Source organism: Pedococcus sp. (assembly GCF_036000045.1).
Lineage (GTDB): Bacteria > Actinomycetota > Actinomycetes > Actinomycetales > Dermatophilaceae > Pedococcus.
Map to the genome: position 1 here is coordinate 1 of NZ_DASYGF010000043.1, position 22,223 is coordinate 22,223.

Sequence of the window (22,223 nt, forward strand, 5' to 3'; positions counted from 1 at the left end):
GCGGCTTTGCAGGCCGCTGCCTCGCCTCTCGGCCACTCCACCGTGAAGGCGGTCAAACCCTCCGAGCGGATGACCGGGCTCGAACCGGCGACCTCAACCTTGGCAAGGTTGCGCTCTACCAACTGAGCTACATCCGCATTACCCGCGCTATTGGTGTCGAGCGGGATTTTCACCCGCTGCGCGTGCGGACAGACAGTATCCGATCTTGCTCGTCGTCTTCAAATTGGCTTCGTTGAGAACCGTCGGCGACCACCTCGGGGGCCCCGGAGCCGGGCTCCTCTTCGACCCCCTCCGGCATGGGGGTCAGCGGCTTGCGGGCCTCCGCGCGCAGCTCGTGGACCGAGGCGGCCAGCTCGCCCGTCGGCCTCGAAGCCCCCGCCCGCTCAGCCCGCCGGACCGCCAGACGCTCCTTGGCCCAGGTGACCCCCTGCGCCCGCAGCGACGGCCTCTCCTCGACCGGCCAGAGCGCCCGGATGGCCGCGTTGAGCGCGGCCCCGATGAGGACGGCGATCGCCAGCGCATAGAGCCAGATGAGCAGCACGATCGGCGCCGACAGTGGCCCATAGATCGACGTGCCGTTCCGCACGGAGGCGGTCAGGCTCCCCCGCAGCACGAACGACGCCAGCACCCAGATGACCAAGGTCAGCACGCCACCGGGGACATCGCGCAGCCACGGCGTCCGGCTCGGCGTGGAGATGTGGAAGAGCGTGGCAACGCTCGCCACCACCAGGATCGTCACAACCGGCCAGTACAGGTACGTCAGGAAGTGCAGCTCCGGTGGCAGCAGCGCTCCCAACCACTCCGGGCCGACCACGACCAGGGGGATCACCACGATCCCCACGAGCAGCGACAGGAAGTAGAGCGTCAGGGAGAGCACCCGCGTCCGGACGATGCCGCGCACACCGGACTGCCCGTACATGATCGAGATCGTGTCGACGAACACGTTGAGCGCTCGAGAGCCCGACCAGATGGAGAGCAGGAATCCCACCGAGATCAGGTCGAACCGGCCGTTCTTCAGCACCTCCTGGACCGTCGGGATGATCGTGGCGGTGACCACCCCCTCGAGGAGGTACTGCTCCGCGAAGCTCGTGACCCCGGCGACCAGCCGCTGGACGATGTCCTGCCCCAGCCAGCCCCCGAGATAGCCGACCCCCCCGAACAGCCCCAGCAACAGGGGCGGCAGCGAGAGCAGCATGAAGAACCCCGCCTCGGACGCCAGCCCCGTCACGCGGTACCGCAGGCACACCCGGATCGTCTCGACTGTGAGTCTTGCCACGGGCAGTGCTCCTGGCACGCCCGCGAGCTCGCGACGCACCCGACCCCTAAGACTCACCCCGCCACGGTATCCCGGCATAGTGTGCGTCGTGCCCACCCACGCCGTCACCAACCAGGTGCCCCCGCTCCCCGACTACAACACGGTCGACAGCCAGCCAGCGCTGCACGAGGGGCTGCGTCGCTGGGCGTCGCCGGCGGCATACGAGGAGGTGTGTGCGCTCGGTGCGCGCGCCGGGTCGACGCAGGCACGCACCTGGGCCGTGCAGGCCAACACCTCCGAGCCGGTGCTGCGCACCCACGCAGCCACCGGTGAGCGGGCCGACGAGGTCGAGTTCCACCCCGCGTGGCACTCCCTCATGGAGGTCGCTGTGGGCGCCGGCCTCACGGCGGAGCCGTGGACCCGGCCCGCTGGCTCTTGCGACCACGTGCGCCGTGCCGCCGGCTTCATCGCCTGGTCCGAGACGGAGCAGGGTCACCTCTGCCCGGTCTCCATGACGTATGCCGCAGCGCCGGCCCTTGCCTCGAACCCTGCCCTCGCCGCGCGCTGGGTCCCCCAGCTCGCCTCGCGCTCCTACGACTTCGGTCTGCGGCCCGTGGCCGCCAAGCGGGGCGCCATCGCCGGCATGGGGATGACCGAGAAGCAGGGCGGCTCCGACGTCCGCGCCAACACCACCCAGGCGGTCGCCGCCCCGGGCGGCCCGCTGGAGGGTGGCGACACCTACCGGCTGACCGGTCACAAGTGGTTCTGCTCGGCCCCGATGAGCGACGCGTTCCTCGTCCTGGCCCAGACCGAGGCCGGGGTCGGGTGCTTCCTGGTCCCCCGCGTGCTCGACGACGGCACCCGCAACTCCTTTGCGCTGCAACGCCTCAAGGACAAGCTGGGCAACCGGTCGAACGCCTCCTCCGAGGTCGAGCTCGACGACACCTGGGGGGTGCGTGTCGGCGACGAGGGTCGCGGCATCCGCACCATCCTCGACATGGTCGCGGCCACCCGGCTCGACTGCATCCTCGGCTCAGCCTCGACGATGCGGGCTGCTCTCGTTCGTGCCGTCCACCACGCCAGGCATCGGTCCGCCTTCGGGGCGCTGCTGGTCGACCAGCCGCTCATGCAGAACGTGCTCGCCGACCTCGCGCTCGAGTCCGAGGCGGCGACCACGCTCGGCCTGCGGCTCGCCCACGCCGTCGACGAGGGCGACACCGCCCTGTCACGACTCGGCGTGGCCGTGGGGAAGTACTGGGTCTGCAAGCGCACGTCCCCCATGGTGGCCGAGGCGCTGGAATGCCTGGGGGGCAACGGGTATGTCGAGGAGAACGGCCTCGCCCGGCTCTACCGCGAGGCGCCCCTCAACTCGATCTGGGAGGGCTCCGGCAACGTCAACGCGCTCGACGTCCTGCGCGCAGTGAGCCGGGAGCCCGCGTCGGTCGAGGCCTTCGTCGCCGAGGTGAGCAAGGCGTCGGGTCACGACCCAGTGCTCGACGGGGCCATCACCCGCGTGGGCGAGATCATCGCGTATGCCGCGCAGCCCGCTGCGCAGGCCGGCGCGCGCCGCATCGTGGAGCAGCTCGCCCTGACCCTGCAGGCGTCCTTGCTCGTCCAGTTCGCCCCCAACGAGGTCGCGGACGCCTTCATCGCCAGCCGTCTCGGGGGTGACCACGGGGCGACCTTCGGCACGCTGGACGCCCAGTGGTCCCAGCGCGGCGCCAAGGCCCTCGTGGACCGCGCGGCGGCCGCTCTCTAGATCTGCACGCTCTAGGTCTCCGCCAGTCGCCGCTGTTCGGCCGTGACGTCGAAGTCCACCGTCGGCCACTGCGGGTCCATGGTCTCCAGGTGCTCCAGCACGAGGCTCTGCACGGCCAGCCGGGCGTACCACTTGCGGTCCGCCGGGACGACATACCAGGGCGCCAGGTCCGTCGAGGTCCGGTCCAGCACGGCCTGGTAGGCCTCCTGGTACTGCGGCCAGAGCATGCGCTCGTCGACATCGCCCGGGTTGTACTTCCACTGCTTGTCCGGTCGCTGCAACCGTCGCGTCAGCCTGTGTTTCTGCTCGTCCGGGGACAGATGCAACATGACCTTGACGATCGTGATGCCGCGCTCGACGGCCTTGGCCTCGAAGTCGTTGATCTGTGCGTAGCGCCGAGACCACGTCGACTTCGGGACCAGGTCGTGCACGCGGGCGACCAGCACGTCCTCGTAGTGCGAACGGTCGAAGACGCCGACCTGGCCCGGCATCGGGAGCGCATTGCGGATCCGCCAGAGGAACGGGTGCTGCCGCTCCTGCGCCGTCGGTGCCTTGAAGGCGGTGTAGCGCACGCCCTGTGGATCCATCTGACCGACGACGTGGCGCATGATCCCGCCCTTGCCCGATGTGTCCAGGCCCTGGACCACGAGCAGCAGCGAGCGCTGGCCGTCCATCTTGGACTCGGCATACAGCCGCTCCTGGAACTCCCCGATCTCACCGGCCCGCGCAGCCAGCGCCGCCGCGCCCCGCTTCTTCTTGCCCTTGAAGGCAGGTGTCGCGCGGGTGGAGCTCTCAGCGAGGACGAACCCCGGGCCGACCCTCAGCGCATCGCTGAAACGGACCGGGGCCAGGGTGGTCACCTCAGCGGAAGTCGACTCGGGATGTTTCGTCGCCTTGGTCGACTCTTTCGGCTTCCCTGGACTCTTCGACTTGGTGGCCATCTCGGCATCCTGTCACTGCAGGTCAGCACGCGCGAGCGCAGTGAGCCGGGACAGCGCGCGGAAGTACTTCTTGCGGTAGCCGCCCGAGAGCAGCTCGGCGGGAAACAGGTCGGACAGAGCCGCTCCGCTGGCGAAGACGGGGATCGCTGCGTCATAGAGCCGGTCGGCCAGCACAACCAGCCGCAGGGCAACCGCCTGGTCGGTCACCGGTCGCACGTGCGTCCATCCCACCGCGCCCACCCCGTCGAGCATCGCGCGGTAACGGCTCGGGTGCACGGTCGACAGGTGTCGGGTCACGTCGACGAAATGGTCGAGCAGGCCGCCCTCGCGATCCACCGCCGAGGCGACCTCGTCCTCGGTCAACGGGGGCGGCGCGTCGACCGTGTCGCGGTGCCGGTAGTCCGGACCCTCCACCGTGACGACGTCGAAACGGGCTGACAGCGCTTGGATCTCGCGCAGGAAGTCCTCCGCGGCGAAGCGCCCCTCTCCCAGCGCGTCGGGGAGCGTGTTCGACGTCGCAGCCAGGCTGACCCCCGCGTCGGCGAGCCTGCCAAGCAGCGTCGCCATGAGCACCGTGTCGCCGGGGTCGTCGAGCTCGAACTCGTCGATGCACACCAGCTGGTGCCCGCTCAGCGCCTCCACGGTCGGCTGGAACCCGAGCGCCCCCACGAGGTTCGTGTACTCGACGAACGTCCCGAAGGCCTTCGGCCCGGGCACGTCGTGCCAGAGCGACGCCAACAGGTGCGTCTTGCCGACGCCGAACCCGCCGTCCAGATAGATCCCGCGCCCGGAAGCGGGCCTGCGCCTCCGGCCGAACCACCCACGAGGGGCTCCTCCGTCCAACGCGGCTGCATACGACTGCAGCCGCTCGACGGCGGCTGCCTGGCTGGGTTCCGCCGGATCGGGTCGGTAGGTCGAGAACCGCTCGGCATCGAACCGGGGCGGAGGGACCAGCTCGCGAACCAGCCGTTCACGGTCGAGCTGCGGGGAGCGGTCGAGCAACGAACCAGGCACCCGCGCAGCCTACTGATGGCACACTCGCACCATGCGCCTGCTGCTCGACTCGAACGGCCTGCACCAGCCGGGAGAGTCCCTGGACCGTGCCCAGCTCACCGACCTCTATGCCGCGCCCGCTCGGCGCTGGATGCGGGCCAACTTCGTCTCGACTCTCGACGGCGCCGCGACGGGCGGAGACCATCGCTCAGGCAGCATCAACACCGAGGCAGACCACGTCGTCTTCGACCTGCTGCGCCGGCTCAGCGACGTCGTGGTTGTGGGCGCAGGCACGGTGCGCGCGGAGGGCTACCCGTCGCTGCGGGTCGGCGATCCGGCAGCGCCCCGGCTGGTCGTCGTGAGCCACTCCGGCGCGGTGCCCGAGAGCGTCCTCGGCGGTCCGGAGGGGTCCGTCCTGCTCGTCACCCGCAAGGGTGCCGATGGTCGCGCGCTGGGCCGGTCCCGCGAGCTGCTCGGGCCGGACTTCGTCCACACAGCAGGGGCCGACACGGTGGACCTGGTGGCGATGCGGCATCTGTTGGAGGACCAGGGCGCTCGCCAGATCCTGTGCGAGGGAGGCCCGGCGCTGTTCGGCAGCCTGCTCGAGGCCCGCGTGGTCGACGAGCTGGACCTCACGTGGTCGCCCAAGGTCGTCGGCGGCGACCACAAGAGCATCGTCTCCGGGCCGCCCCGAGAGGTGGCGATGTCTCCGATGCTGTTGCTCGAAGAGGACGGCACCCTGCTGAGCCGCTGGCGCGTCACGCCCTGACGAACGCCGCGACGGAGCGTTCCCACCGGTCCGGGTCGACGTTCCACTCCTTGGTATGCCGGGCGGTGTCCCAGCGCTCCATGGTCACCAGATCCGGGCGCGCGGCCGCCAGCCGCTCGGAGGGGCCGACCGGCACGAACTCGTCGTCCACCGAGTGGATGAGCAGCATCGGGTGTCGCAGCTCTGCAGCTCGCTCGACCCAGTTCGTCCTCGCGACGTCCAGCGGGCTGTGCACGCCCACGAGCCGCCTGGTCGAGTGGCGGCCCATCAGCGACCGGCTCAACGCCCCCAGCGGTGCGGGCACCTTGTGGAGCCGCGCGTGGTGGGACAGCACGTCGCCCCAGTCGATGACGGGGGCGTCCAGCACGACGCGGCTCACGTAGCCGCTCAGCCAGCTCTGACTGAGCGCCTGAAGCACGATCGCCCCGCCCATCGACCAGCCGACGAGGACGAGCTCTCGCGCACCACGCTGGAGTGCGGCCAGTGCGGCATCCTCGATGTCCCGCCACTCCGAGAGCCCGAGGTTGTACCGGCCGTCGGGGCCGCTACGAGCGCCGAGATCGTTGCGGTAGCTGGGGATGATGACGTTCAGACCGCTGTCGCGCAGCGGCTTCACGGCGCGCAGGCCCTCGTCTCGACGGGCGCCGCGACCGTGCACCAGGACCGCCCAGCGGCCGGTCTCCTCCGCGGCCGGGATGACCCAGGCAGGCATGGTCCCGAGCTCAGTCGTCACGTCGACATACTCGGTCGGCACCCGCAGCGCCCGGTCCGGCGGTCCCGCGAAGTAGTACTGGTTCCACCGTGCGAAGCCGGGCGCCAGGTGCCCGAAGTCGACCCCGTGGACCTCACGCCGCACGCGGCCCCGCTCCTCGTCGACGTCCTTGACCTCGCCGAGGCGGACGTGACCCATGGAGCCGTCCAGCCACAGCCCGTACCTGCCCGGCATCTGGGTGTCGACGGTGAGGTCGAGGGTCACCGACCGCTCGTCCACGGCGAGGATCCGGGTGTCGTCGGGTCGCTGCCGGTCGGGTGTGAGCGCCTTGCGCGCGAAGTACACGGCAGCGCCGACCGAGCTGAGCGCGCCTCCCACGGCGAGCGAGCCGCCCACGACCGCAGCACCCAGCGCGGCCTCGCGAGCCGGGACCCGACGGTCCGCCATGACGGCTAGCCCTCGCCGAGGACGTCGGCGAGGTCGAAGCTCACCGGCTCCTCGAGCTGCGCGTAGGTGCACGACTGCGGCTCACGGTCGGGGCGCCACCGGACGAACTGTGCCGTATGCCGGAACCGCGCACCCTCCATGTGGTCGTAGCGGACCTCGACCACGCGTTCGGGGCGCAGCGGGGTGAAGGACAGGTCCTTGCCCGCGTTCCACCGGCTGGTCGCGCCGCCCGTCGGAGTCCGGGTGCCCATCTCCTCGGCCGCCCACGCCCACGGATGGTCCTCGAACGTGGTCACCAGCGGCTGCAGCTCCTCGAAGAGCTCCTTGCGCCGGGCCATGGGAAAGGCGCCGATGACGCCGACGCTCATCAGCCGGCCCTCGTCGGTGTAGAGACCCAGCAGGAGGGAGCCGATGGCATCGTCGCCGGTCTTGTGGGTGCGGTAGCCCGCCACCACGCAGTCGGCCGTCCTCTCGTGTTTGATCTTGAGCATGAGCCGCTTGTCGGGGACGTAGGCGATGTCGAGGGGCTTGGCGATGACCCCGTCGAGGCCAGCTCCCTCGAACTGCTCGAACCACTTCTGGGCCACCTGCGGGTCGTCGGTGGCGCGGGTCAGGTGGATGGGCGGCTGAGCACCGCCCAGAGCCTCCTCCAACCGGGCCCGGCGAGTCTCGAACGGCTCCCCCATGAGGTCCTCGTCGCCGATCGCCAGCAGGTCGAAGGCGACGAAGCTCGCGGGCGTCTCGGCCGCCAGCTTCTTCACCCGGCTGGCCGCGGGGTGGATCCGCTGCTGCAGCGCGTCGAAGTCGAGGCGGTCACCCGTGTCGCCGACCAGGACGATCTCACCATCGACCACACACTTGTCCGGGAAGCTGGACAGGACCGCCTCGACCACCTCGGGGAAGTAGCGGGTCATGGGTTTCTCGTTGCGGCTGCCGATCTCGACCTGGTCGCCGGACCTGAAGATGATCGACCGGAACCCGTCCCACTTGGGCTCGAACAGGTAGGCCCCTGTGGGGATCCCCTTGACCGGCTTGGCCAGCATGGGCGCGACGGGCGGCACCACGGGGCCCCACACCGTCCGGAGGTCGGCGTCCCGCTCGGCCTTGGGCGGCATGTAGTCATCGTCGGACTTGTCCTTGCGGCGCTTGCTGGGCTGCACCCTCGGTGGCTCCCCCGGCATCTTGGGATAGTCGGGCGGGAAGTTGAGCTCACCCAGTCCCCGTTCGTGAACGTCCCTGTCCCACAACGCGATTGCAGAGCGGACGTCGCCGACGGCATCGTCGATCCCGGCCCAGGCGTCCCCGTCGGCCACCACGATGCCCGGCACGGTGCGTACGGTGAAGTCGCCCGGACGGACGCCCGCGAGCGCCTCCCAGCTCACCGGCATACTCACCGGGGCTCCGGGTAGGGGGCGCGGACTGTAGGCCGAGGCGATGGTGCGGTCACGGCAGGCCTGGTTGAAGTCGACGAACACCCGCTCGCCCCGCTCCTCCTTCCACCACGACGTGGTGACGAGGTCGGGCAGGCGGCGCTCGAGCTCACGCGCGATACCGATGACGCCGTGCCGCACGTCGAGGAACTCGTGGGTCGGCGCGACCCGGACGAACACGTGCACGCCGCGGTTGCCCGACGTCTTGGCCCAGCCCGTGAGGCCGAGCTCGGACAGCAGCTCGCGCAGGACGAGGGCCGCCTCGACCGCGTCCTTGAAGTCGCGCCCCGGCTGCGGGTCGAGGTCGATGCGCAGCTCGTCGGGGTTGTCGACGTTGCTGGTGCGGACCGGCCACGGGTGGAACGTCACGGTGTTCATCTGGACGGCCCACACCACCGCGGCCGGCTCCTCGACGACCACCTGCAGGTGCCTGCGCCCGGAGGGATAGGTGCACATCACCGGGTGGATGAAGTCGGGCATGCCTTTGGGCGGGTTCTTGGTCCAGAACTCCTCCCCCGTGATGCCCTCAGGGAAGCGCTGCAGCGTCACAGGCCGGTCGCCCAGGGCGCGTATGAGCCCGCCGTAGACATCGACGGCATAGCGCGCGAGGTCGAGCTTGGTGATCGCGTCCTGGGGCCAGATCAGCCTCTCGGGGCTGGAGATCCGGACCAGTCGCGAGCCCTCGGGTCCGCCGGGGACCTCCAGCTCGGTTGCCTTCGCCGCCATGCCGGGCAGCCTAGCCGGGAACCAATGGCCGACTGGCGGTGTTGACCCAGGCATGAGGAGCACCGACAAGACGTATGCCGTCGCCAAGACCGACCAGCAGTGGCGCGAGGAGCTGAGCCCGGAGGAGTTCCACGTGCTTCGCCAGGCGGGGACCGAGCGTCCCTTCGTCGGCGAGTACACCGACACCAAGACCGAGGGCGTCTACGCCTGTCGAGCCTGTGGAGCGGAGCTGTTCACGTCGGAGACCAAGTTCGAGAGCCACTGTGGCTGGCCGTCGTTCTACGCCCCGCTGGCGGGCGACAGCGTCGAGTACATCGAGGACCGCACCATGGGCATGAAGCGCGTCGAGGTGCGCTGCGCGACCTGCGGCAGCCACCTCGGGCACGTCTTCGAGGGCGAGGGCTACGGCACGCCGACGGACCAGCGGTACTGCATCAACTCGATCTCGATGACGCTGCGCCCCAAGGCCTGACCGGCTCCCAGCGCAGCGACCGGCTCTCAGCGCAGCGAGGCGAGCAGCTCGGCGACCTCGACCCGGCGCCCGGTGTGGAACGGCACCTCTTCGCGGACGTGCATCCGGGCCCGTGAGGCGCGCAGCTCTCGCATGAGGTCGACGATGCGGTGCAGCTCGTCGGCCTCGAAGGCCAGCACCCACTCGTAGTCGCCCAGTGCGAACGCGGCGATCGTGTTGGCGCGCACGTCGGGGTACTCGCGCGCCTGCTGCCCGTGCTCGCGCAGCATGTCGCGGCGCTCCTTGTCGTCGAGCAGGTACCAGTCGTAGGACCGCACGAACGGGTAGACGCAGATGAAGTCCTTGGGCTGCTCGTCGGCAAGGAACGCCGGGATGTGGCTCTTGTTGAACTCGGCCGGCCGGTGCAGGGCCGCAGCCGACCAGGTGGGCTCGAGCAGCTGCCCGAGCTCGGTACGCAGCAGCGCCCGGTAGGCCCCCTGCACGTCCTCGATCCGCTCGGCGTGCCACCAGACCATGAAGTCGGCCTCGGCGCGCAGACCGCCGACGTCGTAGACCCCGCGGGTGACGACGCCCTCGGACTCCAGCCGGGCGAAGAGCTCCTCGACCTCCTTGGCCATCACCTCGCGGTTGTCCCCCAGCGGCGCTGTCACGGCGAACACCGACCACATCGCATAGCGGATGGAGTCGTTGATCTCGCGGATCCTGGAGGGCGAAGGCTTGCCGGTCATGGACCTATTCTCTCGCCCCCTCCGCGCGAGCGCGCAGGTGGGTCACCACCGTCTGTGCGGCGGCCCGCCCGCTGGCGATGCACGCAGGGACCCCCACCCCCTCGTATGCCGCGCCGGCCAGGGCCAGCCCCTCCAGCCCCAGCATCGCGGAACGGATCCGTGCGACCCGGTCGAGGTGACCCACGGCGTACTGCGGAAGGGCTCCACCCCAGCGCTGCACGTGGGTGTCCACGACCGGAGGCAGCTGGTGACCGAGTGCCTCGCTCACCTCGGCGACCGCCAGTGCCACGAGCTCAGCGTCAGGACGCTGGAGGTCGCTGGTCTCGCGGTGTCGGCCCACCGACGCCCGCAGGAACGACAGGTCCTGGGCGGCCCCGGCGACCCAGCCCCACTTCGAGGAGGTGAACGTGCTCGCCTTGATCATGCGCCCCTCGACGGGCGGCACGAGGAACCCCGACCCACTCAGCGGAGGGTGCGACAGCCCACCACGAGCCGATGAGTCGACCGCCAGGGTCACGATCGCCATCGAGGCGTACTCGACGCTCGCGAGCTCTTGGGCTGCCGACGGGGAATGGGGAGCGAGGAGGCGTCCGGCCGGCGTGGCGGGCACGGCCAGCACCACCGCATCGGCCTGGATCTGCTCGGGCTGGGCTCGTGACCCGACGACGACCGACCAGCGGGCGGCCCCGTCGGGCAGGCGGCGCAGCTCACGGGCGATGGTGCCGCTGCGCACCACCACGCCCACCATGCGCAGGTGCTCGGTGAGCACCTCGGCGAGCCTGCCGACTCCCCCGTCGAGACCGGCGAAGACGGGTGCGGGAACGCCGTCGCTGGCAGCAGCAGACGCCGCGGCGACAGACCTCGCAGCGCTGTTGAGCGACTCTCCCCGCCGCACCGCCTCGAACACGACGGGCAGGCAGGCGCGCAGGGACAGAGTTCTGGCCTGACCGGCATACACCCCACCGAGAAGAGGCTCGACGAGCCGATCGACGACCGCGTCACCCAACCGGGCTGCGACGTAGTCCCCCACCGACACATCCTCGAAGTCGCCCCCGGGCCACGGCTGCTCGTCCTCCGCACGGGCCACCTCTTCGGCAGACAGGATGCCGAGCCCGGACGACGGGGGCGAGGGGATCCCCATCAGGGTGCCGCGCGGCATGGGGTACAGGTCGCCCCGCGACCAGATGGCGGCCGCGGTCGTCGCCGGGTGCACGACCTGTGCGCCGAGGCCGAGCTCCTCCATCAGCGAGACCGCCTCGGGACGGCGGGCCAGCACGGACTCGGCCCCGACGTCGATGGCGACGCCCGCCACGGGCTCGCGGCGCAGCTTGCCCCCGGGGCGGTCGGCCGCGTCCACGAGGGTCACCGTTGCGTCGGGCAGGGCCCGGACCGTCTCCCACGCCGCGACGAGGCCGGCGATGCCCCCACCGACGACGACGACCCGTGACCCGCTCATGGGCACACCCTTTCAAGACCGTGACGGTTTCGTCACCACCGGGGCTGGAACGCACTCGCCCCGGCGGGAGTCGAAGTGGTGTCCGGACGTACAGCAGGCCCACTCGCACCGACACGACCGACCAGGGGGTCGCCATGTTTCTCGAGCGTCAACTCACCACCGGCTCCGACCACATCCCCGCCCGCGCCGGCTTCGGCGTCGGACTCATCGCCGCACTGGCACTGGGCGCCTGCAGCTCCGGCAGCGGCGCCACCGCCAGCAGTGGGGCCGCCCCCAACCACGCCGCCGGAAGAGTCGTCGGAGGAGCCCCGGTTGCGGGCGACAGCACAGCCCAGAGCTCTGCTGGCGGCAGCGGCAAGAGCATCGCCCCGACGACCACCGGCGGCGTGGACACCACGGCCCTGCAGGCTGGACAGGAGGCACTCGCTCGCCGCGCCACGATCGCCTTGCAGGTCAAGGACATCGGTCAGGGCGTCGCGAAGGTGCGCGCCACCTCGGCCGCCGCCGACGGGATCATCCTGGCCGAGAGCATCGGCACCTCCGGTGGCCCTGGCCCCGTCCCTCTCACCGACTCCACCAAGGTCAGCGCGACCACCTACGCCGAGATCACCCTCTCGGTGCCCTCCGACCGGCTCGACGGCGTCCTTGACGACCTGGGCTCGGTCGGCAAGGTGCTCCAGTCCACCAGCTCCAGTGACGATGTCGGCTCCCAGATCGTCGACACCCAGTCGCGGCTCGCGACCATGCGGGTCAGCGTCGCGCGGGTGCGCGGCTTCCTCGACAACGCCAAGGACCTGACCCAGGTCGTGACCCTGGAGGCCGAGCTCACGCGTCGCGAGTCGGACCTCGAGGCCCTCGAGGCGCAGCTCGCCTCGCTCAAGGGCAGCGTGGCCCGCTCTCCGGTCCAGGTCAGCCTCACCACCCAACCCGCAGTGATCGTGCCGCCACAGCCGGCGACCGGCTTCTTCGCGGGGCTCAAGGGCGGGTGGAGCGCCTTCGCTACCTCCGTGGGCGTGCTCCTGACGGTCGTCGGTGCCGTGCTGCCGTTCGCTGTGCTCGTGGCCCTGCTGGGGCTGCCCGTGTGGTGGTTCCTGCGCCGGCGTCGGGTCAGTTCCCCACCCCCGGCGGTCAGCGCGAGCTGACCTCGTGCACCAGCTCGACCACGCGCGTCAGGACGTCGGGGTCGGTGTCGGGCAGCACGCCGTGCCCCAGGTTGAAGATGTGGCCCGGGGCGGCCCGCCCCTCCTCGACGATGCCGCGCACCTTCGCCTCCAGCGCCTCCCAGGGGGCGAAGAGGAGGGCCGGGTCGAGGTTGCCCTGCACGGCATACGAGCCGTCGAGCCGGGCCAGCGCGTCGGTGAGGGACACGCGGAAGTCGACGCCGACGACGTCGGCCCCAGCGGCTCCCATGGCGGGCAGCAGCTCGCCGGTCCCCACCCCGAAGTGGATCTTCGGTATGCCGCGCCTCGCGACAGCGGCGAGCGCGACAGCGGAGTGCGGCTGGACGAACCGCTCGTAGTCGGCGCGCGGCAGTGCGCCCACCCACGAGTCGAACAGCTGCACCGCCGAGGCCCCCGCCTCGGCCTGGACGTCGAGGAAGGCCCCGGAGATCTGCGCCAGCCTGGCGCAGAGGTCGTGCCACAGCTCGGGGTCTCCGTACATCAGCGCCTTGGTGTGCTCGTGGTTCTTGCTCGGACCGCCCTCGACCAGATAGCTGGCCAGCGTGAACGGCGCACCCGCGAAGCCGATCAGCGGCGTCTGGCCCAGCTCGGCGACGAGCAGCCGCACCGCCTCGGTGATGTAGGGAACGTGCTCGGGCGTCAGGGCCGGCAGGCGGTCGAGGTCGGCCCGGGTCCGGATGGGCTCGGCGACCACCGGCCCCACGCCCGCGACGATGTCGAGGTCGACGCCGACGGCTGCCAACGGCACGACGATGTCGGAGAAGAAGATGGCGGCGTCCACACCGTGGCGGCGGACCGGCTGCAGCGTGATCTCGGTGACCAGGTCCGGCCGTCGGCAGGACTCGAGCATGCCGACCCCCTCGCGGACCTTGCGGTACTCCGGCAGCGAACGGCCGGCCTGCCGCATGAACCACACCGGCGTGTGCGGCACCGGTTGCCGGGTGGCCGCCTTGACGAGGGCGGAGTCCTGCGGCGAGGTGCTGGCGGAGGTCACCGCAGGAGTCTAGGTGGCGCCGGGGTCAGGCCCGAGCAAGGGCGAGCACGGCGACGCCCACGAGGCTGACCCCGACGCCGACGCCCTGCACCGGACGCAGTCGCTCGCCCAGGAGGAACCGGGCGAGCAGCACCGTCACCACCGGATACAGGGAGCCGAGCACACTCGACACACTGACGACCCCGTGCGAGCTCGCGTACGCGAACAGCCCGTTCGCCGCCAGGTCGCCGAGCCCGATCAGCCCCAGGGCCGGCAGGTCGGCAGCGCGGACGCCTCCCGTGCGGCGCAGGGCGAGCCCGGCAAGGAGGAAGAGGCTGACCGAGGTGGCGCGCATGCCCCAGAGGGTGTCCAGCAGGGAGACGCGCGCACCGCGGTCGAGGCAGAACAGCGCCAGCCCGAAACCCACCGCCGCGACACAGGCGAGCAGGAGCGGCCGCGCCGACACGCTGCCGCTGAGCTCCGGGCCCGACGCCAGAGCCACCCCGACGATGGCGACGGCCATGCCCACCCAGGCCAGCGTGTGGGGCTGGTCGCCCGTCCACACGCCGAGCAGCACGGGCACGAGCACCCCCAGCGACGCGACGGGAGCGACGACGCCCATGGTCCCGGTCGACAGGGCGGCGTAGAAGCAGACCAGGGCGCCGGACCCGGCGACCCCGGCGGCGAGCGCCCAGGGCACCCAGCCCGGCGAGGCGCCGAACCCGTGCACCGCCAGCACCACCGTGAGCATCACGAGGGCAAGCCCCTGCGACCACGCGACCACCGCAGCTGCCGGCAGGCTCTTGGCCCGGAGCCCGGCGAAGAAGTCCGAGGTACCCCAGCAGGCACTCGAGGCGAGAGCCAGCAGGGACAGCATGACGAGCACGCTACCGGGCGCCCCTCGACACTCCGACACCCCGCCGGGCGCGCCGTTGCCCGCAGCGGGCTGACTCGCGGCATACCCTCTGATGGTGGGCAGCCGAACGGTCCCTGGAGACCACTCCCCCGAGTTCGCACAAGCGCTGAGCGACCTGCGCTCGGCGCGGCTGCGCCCTGAGATCCGTCTGACCGAGGTGCCCGCCCCGCAACGGATCGCCCCGTATGCCGTGGCCCTCACCGCCGAGGTGGTGGGCGCCGCCGCCGACGAGGACGAGCTGGCCTCCGGGCGCTTCGTGCTGTTGCACGACCCCTCGGTGCCTGAGCCCTGGGACGGAGCCTGGCGTGCCGTCACCTTCGCGCGGGCCGAGCTCGAGCCCGAGCTCGCCACCGACCCCATGCTGGGAGCGGTCGGCTGGTCCTGGCTGACCGACGCGCTCGAGTCCCACCACCTGACGTTCACCGCAGAGGCAGGCACCGTCACGCGCGTCGTCTCCGAGAGCTTCGCCGGACTGTCCGACCGCCCCGCCAGCGTCGAGATGGAGGTGCGCGCCTCCTGGACCCCGGTGTCGGGCAACATCGGCGCCCACCTGCTGGCCTGGTCCGACCTGCTGTGCACGATCGCGGGCCTGCCGCCGCTGCCGGAAGGGGTCATCGCCCTGCCCGGTCCGCGCCGCTGACGAGATCGGCCAGATAGGTTGGCCGGATGACCGAGATCGACACCGGTGCCGCAGCTCATGACGTGCCCCAGGCGCTGACCGACGAGGTAGTCGAGTCGCCGGTCGAGCCGGCCCTGCTCATGACACCTCTGGACATGCCCGTCGACGGCGTCCCGCCGGTCGTCGACTCCGAGCGCGGTCTGCTCGAGGCAGCTCGCGCGATCGCCGCCGGTGAGGGCCCGGTCGCGCTCGACGCCGAGCGGGCCAGCGGCTACCGCTATGGCCAGCGCGCCTATCTTGTGCAGCTCCGCCGAGAGGGCTCGGGCACCTGGCTGATCGACCCCATCGCCTGCCCTGACCTGTCGCCCCTCAACGAGGCCATCGGCGGCGCCGAGTGGATCCTGCACGCCGCCACCCAGGACCTGCCCTGTCTCGCCGAGGTCGGCCTGACGCCGCGGCAGCTGTTCGACACCGAGCTGGCCGGCCGGCTGCTGGGCCTGCCACGTGTGGGGCTGGCTGCCGTGGTGGAGCACTACCTCCAGCTCACCCTCGCCAAGGAGCACTCGGCGGTCGACTGGTCCACGCGACCGCTGCCGGAGCCGTGGCTGCGCTATGCCGCACTCGACGTCGAGGTCCTTGTCGACCTGCGCAACCTCATGGGCGTGGACCTGGCGGCGCAAGGAAAGGCGGAGTGGGCACGCCAGGAGTTCGAGGCCCTGCTGTCCTTCACGGGGCCGCCTCCCAAGGTCGACCCGTGGCGCCGGACGAGCGGCATGCACCGGGTCCGGCACCGTCGCACCGCCGCGATCGTCCGTGAGCTCTGGGAGACCCGCGACCTCGTCGCCCAGGACCGCGACATGTCCCCCGGCCGCGTCCTGCCGGATGCGGTGCTGGTCGAGCTGGCGACAGCTGCCCCGACGAAGGCAGCGGAGCTGCCCGACAGCCACCGGTCGGTCCGGCGCTACCAGCGCCAGTGGCTGGACGCCATCCGTCGCGCCCAGGCCCTGACCGAGGCTCAGCTGCCACCCATGACTCTCCGCTCGGACGGGCCACCACCACAGCGCGCCTGGGCCGAGCGCGATGCCGTGGCCGCGGCCCGGCTGACGATGACCCGCGAGGCCGTGACGGCGTTCGCCACCGAACACGTCGTTCCCGTCGAGAACGTCCTGTCGCCCGACCCCCTGCGACGGGTCATCTGGGCGCCTCCGGCCGACCGCAGCGCTGCCGGGTTCACCGCGGCGCTCGAAGCGCTCGGCGCTCGGCGCTGGCAGACCCAGATCGTCGCCCCGATGATCGCGGCGGCCTTCGAGGCGCATCCGGACGCCGTCCCCGTCGCCGGCAGCGGCACCGGCGCTGACGGCGGCACTGGCGCTGACGGCGGCACTGGCGCTGACGGCGACACTGATAAGGGCACTGATAGGGGCACTGACGGCGACACCCGGACGGCGTGACGGCTCTCACGCGCGAGCCCCGGTGACCCCCTTGTTACCGAGCAGTAGCATCGAACTGTACGCACCGGCATACCGGTGTCATCCGAGCACCTCGTCAAGGGAGGCCCTCCGTGCCCCGCACTCTGCGTGAGGTCGTGTTCGTCGACGGCGTTCGTACGCCGTTCGGCAAGGCCGGTGAGAAGGGCATCTACGCCCAGACCCGCGCCGACGACCTCGTCATCAAATGCATCCGTGAGCTCATGCGCCGCCACCCCGAGCTGCCCCCCGAGCGGGTGGAAGAGGTGGCCATCGCCGCGACGACCCAGATCGGCGACCAGGGGCTGACGCTGGGCCGCATGGCCGCCCTCCTGTCAGGCCTGCCCAAGACCACGCCCGGCTACTCGATCGACCGCATGTGCGCCGGCGCCATGACCGCGGTGACGACCACGGCGTCGTCGATCGCGTTCGGGTCCATCGACGTCGCCATCGCCGGAGGTGTCGAGCACATGGGCCGGCACCCCATGGGCGAGGGCGTCGACCCCAACCCGCGGATCGTGGCCGAGAAGCTCGTCGACCCCTCTGCGCTGGTCATGGGCTCGACCGCCGAGAACCTCCACGACCGTTTCCCCTCGCTCACCAAGGAGCGCAGCGACGCGTATGCCGTGGGCTCGCAGGACAAGCTCGCGAAGGCGTACGCCAACAACCAGATCCAGCCGGACCTGGTCCCGGTCGCCACGCGGCACCAGGAGCAGGGGTTCGGTCTGGCGACGCAGGACGAGCCGCCGCGCCCCGGCACGACGCTGGAAGACCTCGCCGCGCTGAAGACGCCCTTCCGCCCCCACGGCAACGTGAGCGCCGGCAACTCGGCAGGACTCAACGACGGCGCGACGGCCTGCATCCTGGCTTCCGCTGAGGCAGCTGCCGAGCTCGGGCTGCCCGTGCGGATGCGCCTGGTCGACTTCGCCTTCGTCGGCGTCGAGCCGGAGGTCATGGGGATCGGCCCCGTCCCGGCCGCCGAGAAGGCACTGGGCAAGGCCGGGCTCACCATCGACGACATCGGCCTGTTCGAGCTGAACGAGGCCTTCGCGGTGCAGGTGCTGGCCTTCCTCGAGCACTTCGGCATCGCCGACGACGACGAGCGCGTCAACCAGTACGGCGGCGCCATCGCCACCGGCCACCCACTGGCGTCCTCCGGCGTGCGTCTCATGACGCAGCTGGCCCGGCAGTTCGAGGAGCACCCCGAGGTGCGCTACGGCATGACCGCCATGTGCATCGGCATCGGCATGGGAGGCGCAGTGATCTGGGAGAACCCCCACCACGCCGACTTCGGGGCGGAAGACACCAAGGAGGACGCAGCATGAGCGAGCAGACCACTCCCGCGTTCGAGGAGGTCGTGACCCACACGCCGGTCCGCGACGTCCGGCTGCCGGGTGACGCCGGCACGCTCGCCCTCGTCACGCTCGACAACGGGTTCGACCACACGAAACCCAACACCTTCGGCCCCGAGACCATCGCGAACCTCACGAAGGTCGTGGAGGGGCTTCGGGCCCGCGCCGAGGCCGGCGAGATCCAGGCCGTCGGCATCACCGGCAAGCCCTTCATCTTCGCCGTCGGCGCGGACCTCAAGGCGGTCGGACAGGCTGCCGACAGGGCTCAGGCGCTCGAGGTCGCCCGGGCCGGTCACACGGCCTTCGGAGCGATCATGGACCTGCCCGTGCCGACCTTCGCGTTCGTCAACGGCGCCGCGATGGGCGGCGGCGTCGAGATCGCGCTGTCGGCTGACTACCGCACCATCTCGGCGGGCGTGCCCGCGCTGGCGCTGCCCGAGACGTTCCTGGGGCTCGTGCCCGGCTGGGGCGGCTGCTACCTGCTTCCCAACCTCATCGGACCCGCCAACGCGCTCAAGGTCATCATCGAGAACCCGATGAACATGAACCGCATGCTCAAGGGCGCCCAGGCCTTCGAGCTCGGCATCGCGGACGTCATGTTCGAGCCGGCGGACTTCCTCGAGGAGTCGCTCCTGTGGGCAGCTCGGGTGCTCACTGGCGAGGTCACGGTCCAGCGGGCCGAGGTCTCGCGCGACGAAGCCGAGTGGGAGGGTGCCGTCAAGGCCGCCAAGGGTCTCGTCGACGCCAAGACCGGTGGCAAGGCCCCCGGGCCCTACCGCGCACTCGAGCTGGTCCGCGCAGCCCGGACGGCGGCTCGCGACGAGGCCTTCGCAGCCGAGGACGAGGCACTCGCCGACCTGGTCATGGGAGACGAGCTGCGGGCCGGGCTCTACTCCTTCGACCTGGTGCAGCGGCGCGCCAAGCGTCCGGCCGGAGCCCCTGACAAGTCCCTGGCTCGCAAGGTCACCAAGGTCGGCATCGTCGGCGCGGGACTCATGGCGAGCCAGCTGGCCCTGCTGTTCGCCCAGCGTCTTGAGGTCCCGGTCGTTATGACCGACCTCGACGAGCAGCGGGTGGCCAAGGGAGTGGGCTATGTCCACGGCGAGATCGACAAGCTGCTGGCCAAGCGACGGATCGGGCCCGACAAGGCCAACCGCCTCAAGGGCCTGCTCACCGGCGCGACGTCCAAGGACGGCTTCGCCGACGCCGACTTCGTCCTCGAAGCCGTCTTCGAGGAGATGTCGGTCAAGAAGCAGGTGTGGGCCGAGGTCGAGGCGGTCGTCTCGCCCGAGTGCGTCCTGGCGACCAACACCAGCTCGCTGTCGATCACCGAGATGGCGTCCGACCTGCAGCACCCGGAGCGAGTCGTGGGCTTCCACTTCTTCAACCCCGTCGCAGTGATGCCGCTGCTCGAGATCATCAAGGGCGAGCAGACCGACGACGCCACCTTGGCCACGGCGTTCGCCACGGGCAAGTCCCTGAAGAAGACCACGATCCTGGTCAAGGACAGCCCGTCGTTCATCGTCAACCGCCTGCTCGGCCGCTTCATGGGCGAGGTCGCCAAGATCGTCGACGAAGGCACGCCGATCGAGGTGGCCGACAAGGCCTTCGCCGGCCTGACCCCGATGCCGCCGTTCGTCCTGCTGGGTCTCGTCGGGCCGGCGATCGCGTTGCACAACAACGACACTCTGGCCAAGGCGTTCCCCGACCGCTTCTACTCCTCCCCCAACCTGCGCAAGGTCGTCGAGGCCAAGAAGCCGGGCATCTACATCTGGCCCGAGGGCAAGCCCGTGGTGGACCCCGAGGTCGAGCAGCTGTTCGACAAGCCCGCCGACCCCGTGGTGCTGACCACCGAGGAGGTGCGCGAGCGCGTCCTCAGCGTCATCGCCGACGAGGCTCGGCGGATGCTCGACGAGGGCGTCGCGCAGGCTCCCATGGACATCGACCTGGCCATGATCACGGGTGCCGGGTTCCAGTTCTGGAACGGCGGCATCACCCCGCTGCTCGACCGCGAGGGCGTGAGCGAGAAGGTCACCGGCCAGCGCTTCCTGCCGGCCGGGGCTGCGAGCGTCCCCGCCTAGTCTTGTGCGACTAGCGCTCCCCAGGCGCGGCGTGTCCGCGCCATGGAGGGAGCGCTAGTCGCACCAAGCGTGGGCAATGGCGGTGGCGACGGCGTCGGCGGTGAGCCCGACCTCGTCGAGGACCTGGCTGCGCGACCCGTGCTCCAGGAACCGCTTCGGTATGCCGTACTGGTGCACGGGCGTGGCCACCTGCGCCTCGCGAAGGGCCAGGCTCACCGCCGCGCCCACCCCGCCGCTGACGAGGTTGTCCTCGACCACGGCCACCGCGCGCGCCGACCGGGCCAGGTCCACGAGATCGTCGCTGACGGGCAGCACCCACCGGGGGTCCACCACACACACCGTATGTCCCTGGGCCTCGAGCTTCTCGGCGACGTCGACGGCCATCGCGGCGAACGCGCCCACCCCCACCAGCAGGAGGTCGGAGCGCCCAGCGGACGTCTCGTGCAACACGTCGACAGAGCCGTGCCGGCGCACCGCCGGGATGGCCGGACCCACATCGCCCTTGGGGAACCGGATCACGGTGGGGCCGTCGGACACGTCCAGGGCCTCACGCAGCTGCGCCTTCACCTGGTCGCCGTCGCGGGGCGCCGCCAGCCGCAGGCCCGGCACGACCGAGGCGAGGGTCATGTCCCACATGCCGTTGTGCGACGCGCCGTCGCTGCCCGTGACACCGGCGCGGTCGAGGACGAAGGTCACGCCCGCCCGATGCAGCGCGGCGTCCATCAGGAGCTGGTCGAAGGCGCGGTTGAGGAAGGTGGCGTAGATCGCCACGACCGGATGCAGCCCGGCATACGCGAGGCCGCTCGCCATGGTGACCGCATGTTGCTCGGCGATGCCGACGTCGAAGACGCGCTCTGGATAGGCGGCGGCGAAGCCGTCGAGCCCCACCGGGATGAGCATCGCGGCCGTCAGGGCGACGACGTCCTCGCGTTCGGCGCCGATCGCGACCATCTCGTCGTTGAACTCGTCGGTCCAGATCCGGCCGCTGACCTCGAACGGCAGGCCGGTCTCGGGGTTGAACTTGCCGATGGCGTGCCACTGGTCGCCCTCGTCACGCCGCGCCGGGTCGTAGCCGCGGCCCTTCTCGGTGATGACGTGCACGAGCACCGGACCGCCGAAGGTCTTGGCCCGGCGCAGGGCGGCCTCGACGGCCGCCTCGTCGTGACCGTCGACGGGGCCCAGGTACTTCAGGCCGAGGTCCTCGAACATGCCCTGTGGGGCGACGATGTCCTTGAGGCCCTTCTTCATCCCGTGGAGCGTCTCGTACATCGCGCCGCCGACCACCGGAGTCCGGTGCAGCGTGTTCTTGCCCCAGTCGAGGAACCGCTCGTAGCCGCGCGTGGTGCGCAGCGTCGCGAGGTGCTCGGCAAGGCCGCCGATCGTCGGGGCATAGGACCGCTCGTTGTCGTTGACGACGATGGTCAGCGGGAGGTTCTTGTCGGCGGCGATGTTGTTGATCGCCTCCCAGGCCATACCCCCGGTCAGTGCCCCGTCACCGATCACGGCAACCGTATGCCGACCGCGCTCGCCCCGCAGGCGGCGCCCCTTGGCGATGCCGTCCGCCCACGACAGCGCCGTGGAGGCGTGGGAGTTCTCGACCACGTCGTGCTCGGACTCGGCGCGGCTGGGGTAGCCGGACAGGCCGCCCTGCTTCTTGAGCTTGGAGAAGTCCTGGCGGCCGGTGAGGAGCTTGTGCACGTACGACTGGTGCCCGGTGTCGAAGACGATCGTGTCGCGCGGGCTGTCGAACACCCGGTGCAGGGCGATGGTCAGCTCGACGACGCCCAGGTTGGGACCCAGGTGACCACCGGTCTTGGAGACGGACTCCACGAGGAAGTCGCGGATCTCCTGCGCGAGCGCCGGGATCTGGGCAGGGGCGAGCGCCTTGAGGTCGGCCGGCCCTTCGATGGTCTCGAGCACTCCCACGCGCAGGCGTCCTTTCCGTTG

At 70.9% G+C, this 22,223-nt stretch carries 18 protein-coding genes and 1 tRNA gene; 8 read left to right on the plus strand and 11 right to left on the minus strand.

Annotated elements, in window-relative coordinates:
* Positions 1-64: 64 nt before the first annotated feature.
* Positions 65-137 (minus strand) — tRNA-Gly (locus tag VGN50_RS07260).
* 32 nt (positions 138-169) lie between these two features.
* A complete protein-coding gene (locus tag VGN50_RS07265; protein WP_327444052.1) occupies positions 170-1,276 on the minus strand; it encodes a YihY/virulence factor BrkB family protein in 1,107 nt (368 codons plus the stop codon).
* A gap of 88 nt (positions 1,277-1,364) precedes the next feature.
* Between VGN50_RS07265 and VGN50_RS07270 the strand changes: the two genes are divergently transcribed.
* The gene (locus VGN50_RS07270) at positions 1,365-3,014 is read left to right on the plus strand and encodes an acyl-CoA dehydrogenase family protein (protein ID WP_327444053.1); all 1,650 of its coding nucleotides are present in this window, start codon (positions 1,365-1,367) and stop codon (positions 3,012-3,014) included.
* Between the two features lie 11 nt (positions 3,015-3,025).
* Here VGN50_RS07270 and VGN50_RS07275 read toward each other — a convergent pair whose 3' ends face one another.
* Both VGN50_RS07275 and zapE read right to left on the minus strand, forming a co-directional pair.
* Positions 3,026-3,955 carry a PPK2 family polyphosphate kinase gene (locus VGN50_RS07275; protein WP_327444054.1) on the minus strand — a complete coding sequence of 310 codons (930 nt, stop codon included), beginning with the start codon at positions 3,953-3,955 and terminating at the stop codon, positions 3,026-3,028.
* 12 nt (positions 3,956-3,967) lie between these two features.
* Positions 3,968-4,969, minus strand: a complete 1,002-nt coding sequence (gene zapE, locus VGN50_RS07280; RefSeq protein ID WP_327444055.1) for a cell division protein ZapE — start codon at positions 4,967-4,969, stop codon at positions 3,968-3,970.
* Positions 4,970-5,000: 31 nt separating this feature from the next.
* On the opposite strand from zapE, the gene VGN50_RS07285 reads away from it, so the two are divergent.
* Positions 5,001-5,717 carry a dihydrofolate reductase family protein gene (locus VGN50_RS07285; protein ID WP_327444056.1) on the plus strand — a complete coding sequence of 239 codons (717 nt, stop codon included), beginning with the start codon at positions 5,001-5,003 and terminating at the stop codon, positions 5,715-5,717.
* On the opposite strand, the gene VGN50_RS07290 is transcribed toward VGN50_RS07285, so the two are convergent.
* Both VGN50_RS07290 and VGN50_RS07295 read right to left on the minus strand, forming a co-directional pair.
* The gene (locus tag VGN50_RS07290) at positions 5,707-6,876 is read right to left on the minus strand and encodes an alpha/beta hydrolase family protein (RefSeq protein ID WP_327444057.1); all 1,170 of its coding nucleotides are present in this window, start codon (positions 6,874-6,876) and stop codon (positions 5,707-5,709) included. The genes VGN50_RS07285 and VGN50_RS07290 overlap by 11 nt on opposite strands.
* A 5-nt stretch (positions 6,877-6,881) precedes the next feature.
* On the minus strand, positions 6,882-9,032 hold the full coding sequence (locus VGN50_RS07295; RefSeq protein ID WP_327444058.1) for an ATP-dependent DNA ligase: 2,151 nt from the start codon (positions 9,030-9,032) through the stop codon (positions 6,882-6,884).
* 52 nt (positions 9,033-9,084) lie between these two features.
* Between VGN50_RS07295 and msrB the strand changes: the two genes are divergently transcribed.
* Positions 9,085-9,504, plus strand: coding sequence for a peptide-methionine (R)-S-oxide reductase MsrB (gene msrB / locus VGN50_RS07300; RefSeq protein ID WP_327444059.1), 420 nt, complete (start codon positions 9,085-9,087; stop codon positions 9,502-9,504).
* A 26-nt stretch (positions 9,505-9,530) separates the two neighbouring features.
* Here the strand turns inward: msrB and hemQ are convergent, their stop codons facing one another.
* A complete protein-coding gene (hemQ, locus tag VGN50_RS07305; protein WP_327444060.1) occupies positions 9,531-10,232 on the minus strand; it encodes a hydrogen peroxide-dependent heme synthase in 702 nt (233 codons plus the stop codon).
* 4 nt (positions 10,233-10,236) lie between these two features.
* Positions 10,237-11,688, minus strand: a complete 1,452-nt coding sequence (gene hemG, locus VGN50_RS07310; protein ID WP_327444061.1) for a protoporphyrinogen oxidase — start codon at positions 11,686-11,688, stop codon at positions 10,237-10,239.
* 134 nt (positions 11,689-11,822) lie between these two features.
* Between hemG and VGN50_RS07315 the strand changes: the two genes are divergently transcribed.
* Positions 11,823-12,830 (plus strand): DUF4349 domain-containing protein, encoded by a 1,008-nt coding sequence (locus VGN50_RS07315; RefSeq protein ID WP_327444062.1) that lies wholly within the window; start codon positions 11,823-11,825, stop codon positions 12,828-12,830.
* On the opposite strand, the gene hemE is transcribed toward VGN50_RS07315, so the two are convergent.
* A complete protein-coding gene (gene hemE / locus VGN50_RS07320; RefSeq protein ID WP_327444063.1) occupies positions 12,817-13,863 on the minus strand; it encodes a uroporphyrinogen decarboxylase in 1,047 nt (348 codons plus the stop codon). The two genes, VGN50_RS07315 and hemE, sit on opposite strands and share 14 nt — an antisense overlap.
* A gap of 25 nt (positions 13,864-13,888) precedes the next feature.
* Positions 13,889-14,719: a DMT family transporter gene (locus VGN50_RS07325; protein ID WP_327444064.1), complete on the minus strand. Its 831-nt coding sequence runs from the start codon at positions 14,717-14,719 to the stop codon at positions 13,889-13,891.
* 91 nt (positions 14,720-14,810) lie between these two features.
* On the opposite strand from VGN50_RS07325, the gene VGN50_RS07330 reads away from it, so the two are divergent.
* The 4 genes from VGN50_RS07330 (at position 14,811) to VGN50_RS07345 (ending at position 20,276) form a co-directional block, all read left to right on the plus strand.
* A complete protein-coding gene (locus VGN50_RS07330) occupies positions 14,811-15,398 on the plus strand; it encodes a DUF3000 domain-containing protein (RefSeq protein WP_414694574.1) in 588 nt (195 codons plus the stop codon).
* A gap of 26 nt (positions 15,399-15,424) precedes the next feature.
* Positions 15,425-16,828, plus strand: a complete 1,404-nt coding sequence (locus VGN50_RS07335; RefSeq protein WP_414694575.1) for an HRDC domain-containing protein — start codon at positions 15,425-15,427, stop codon at positions 16,826-16,828.
* A 110-nt stretch (positions 16,829-16,938) separates the two neighbouring features.
* Complete coding sequence (locus VGN50_RS07340; RefSeq protein ID WP_327444067.1) at positions 16,939-18,168, plus strand: thiolase family protein; 1,230 nt, start codon at positions 16,939-16,941, stop codon at positions 18,166-18,168.
* Entirely contained in the window at positions 18,165-20,276 is a 2,112-nt protein-coding gene (locus tag VGN50_RS07345) for a 3-hydroxyacyl-CoA dehydrogenase NAD-binding domain-containing protein (protein ID WP_327444069.1), read from the plus strand. The genes VGN50_RS07340 and VGN50_RS07345 overlap by 4 nt, the downstream gene beginning before the upstream one ends.
* A 54-nt stretch (positions 20,277-20,330) precedes the next feature.
* Here the strand turns inward: VGN50_RS07345 and dxs are convergent, their stop codons facing one another.
* Positions 20,331-22,202, minus strand: coding sequence for a 1-deoxy-D-xylulose-5-phosphate synthase (dxs, locus tag VGN50_RS07350; protein ID WP_327444070.1), 1,872 nt, complete (start codon positions 22,200-22,202; stop codon positions 20,331-20,333).
* Positions 22,203-22,223 lie beyond the last annotated feature (21 nt).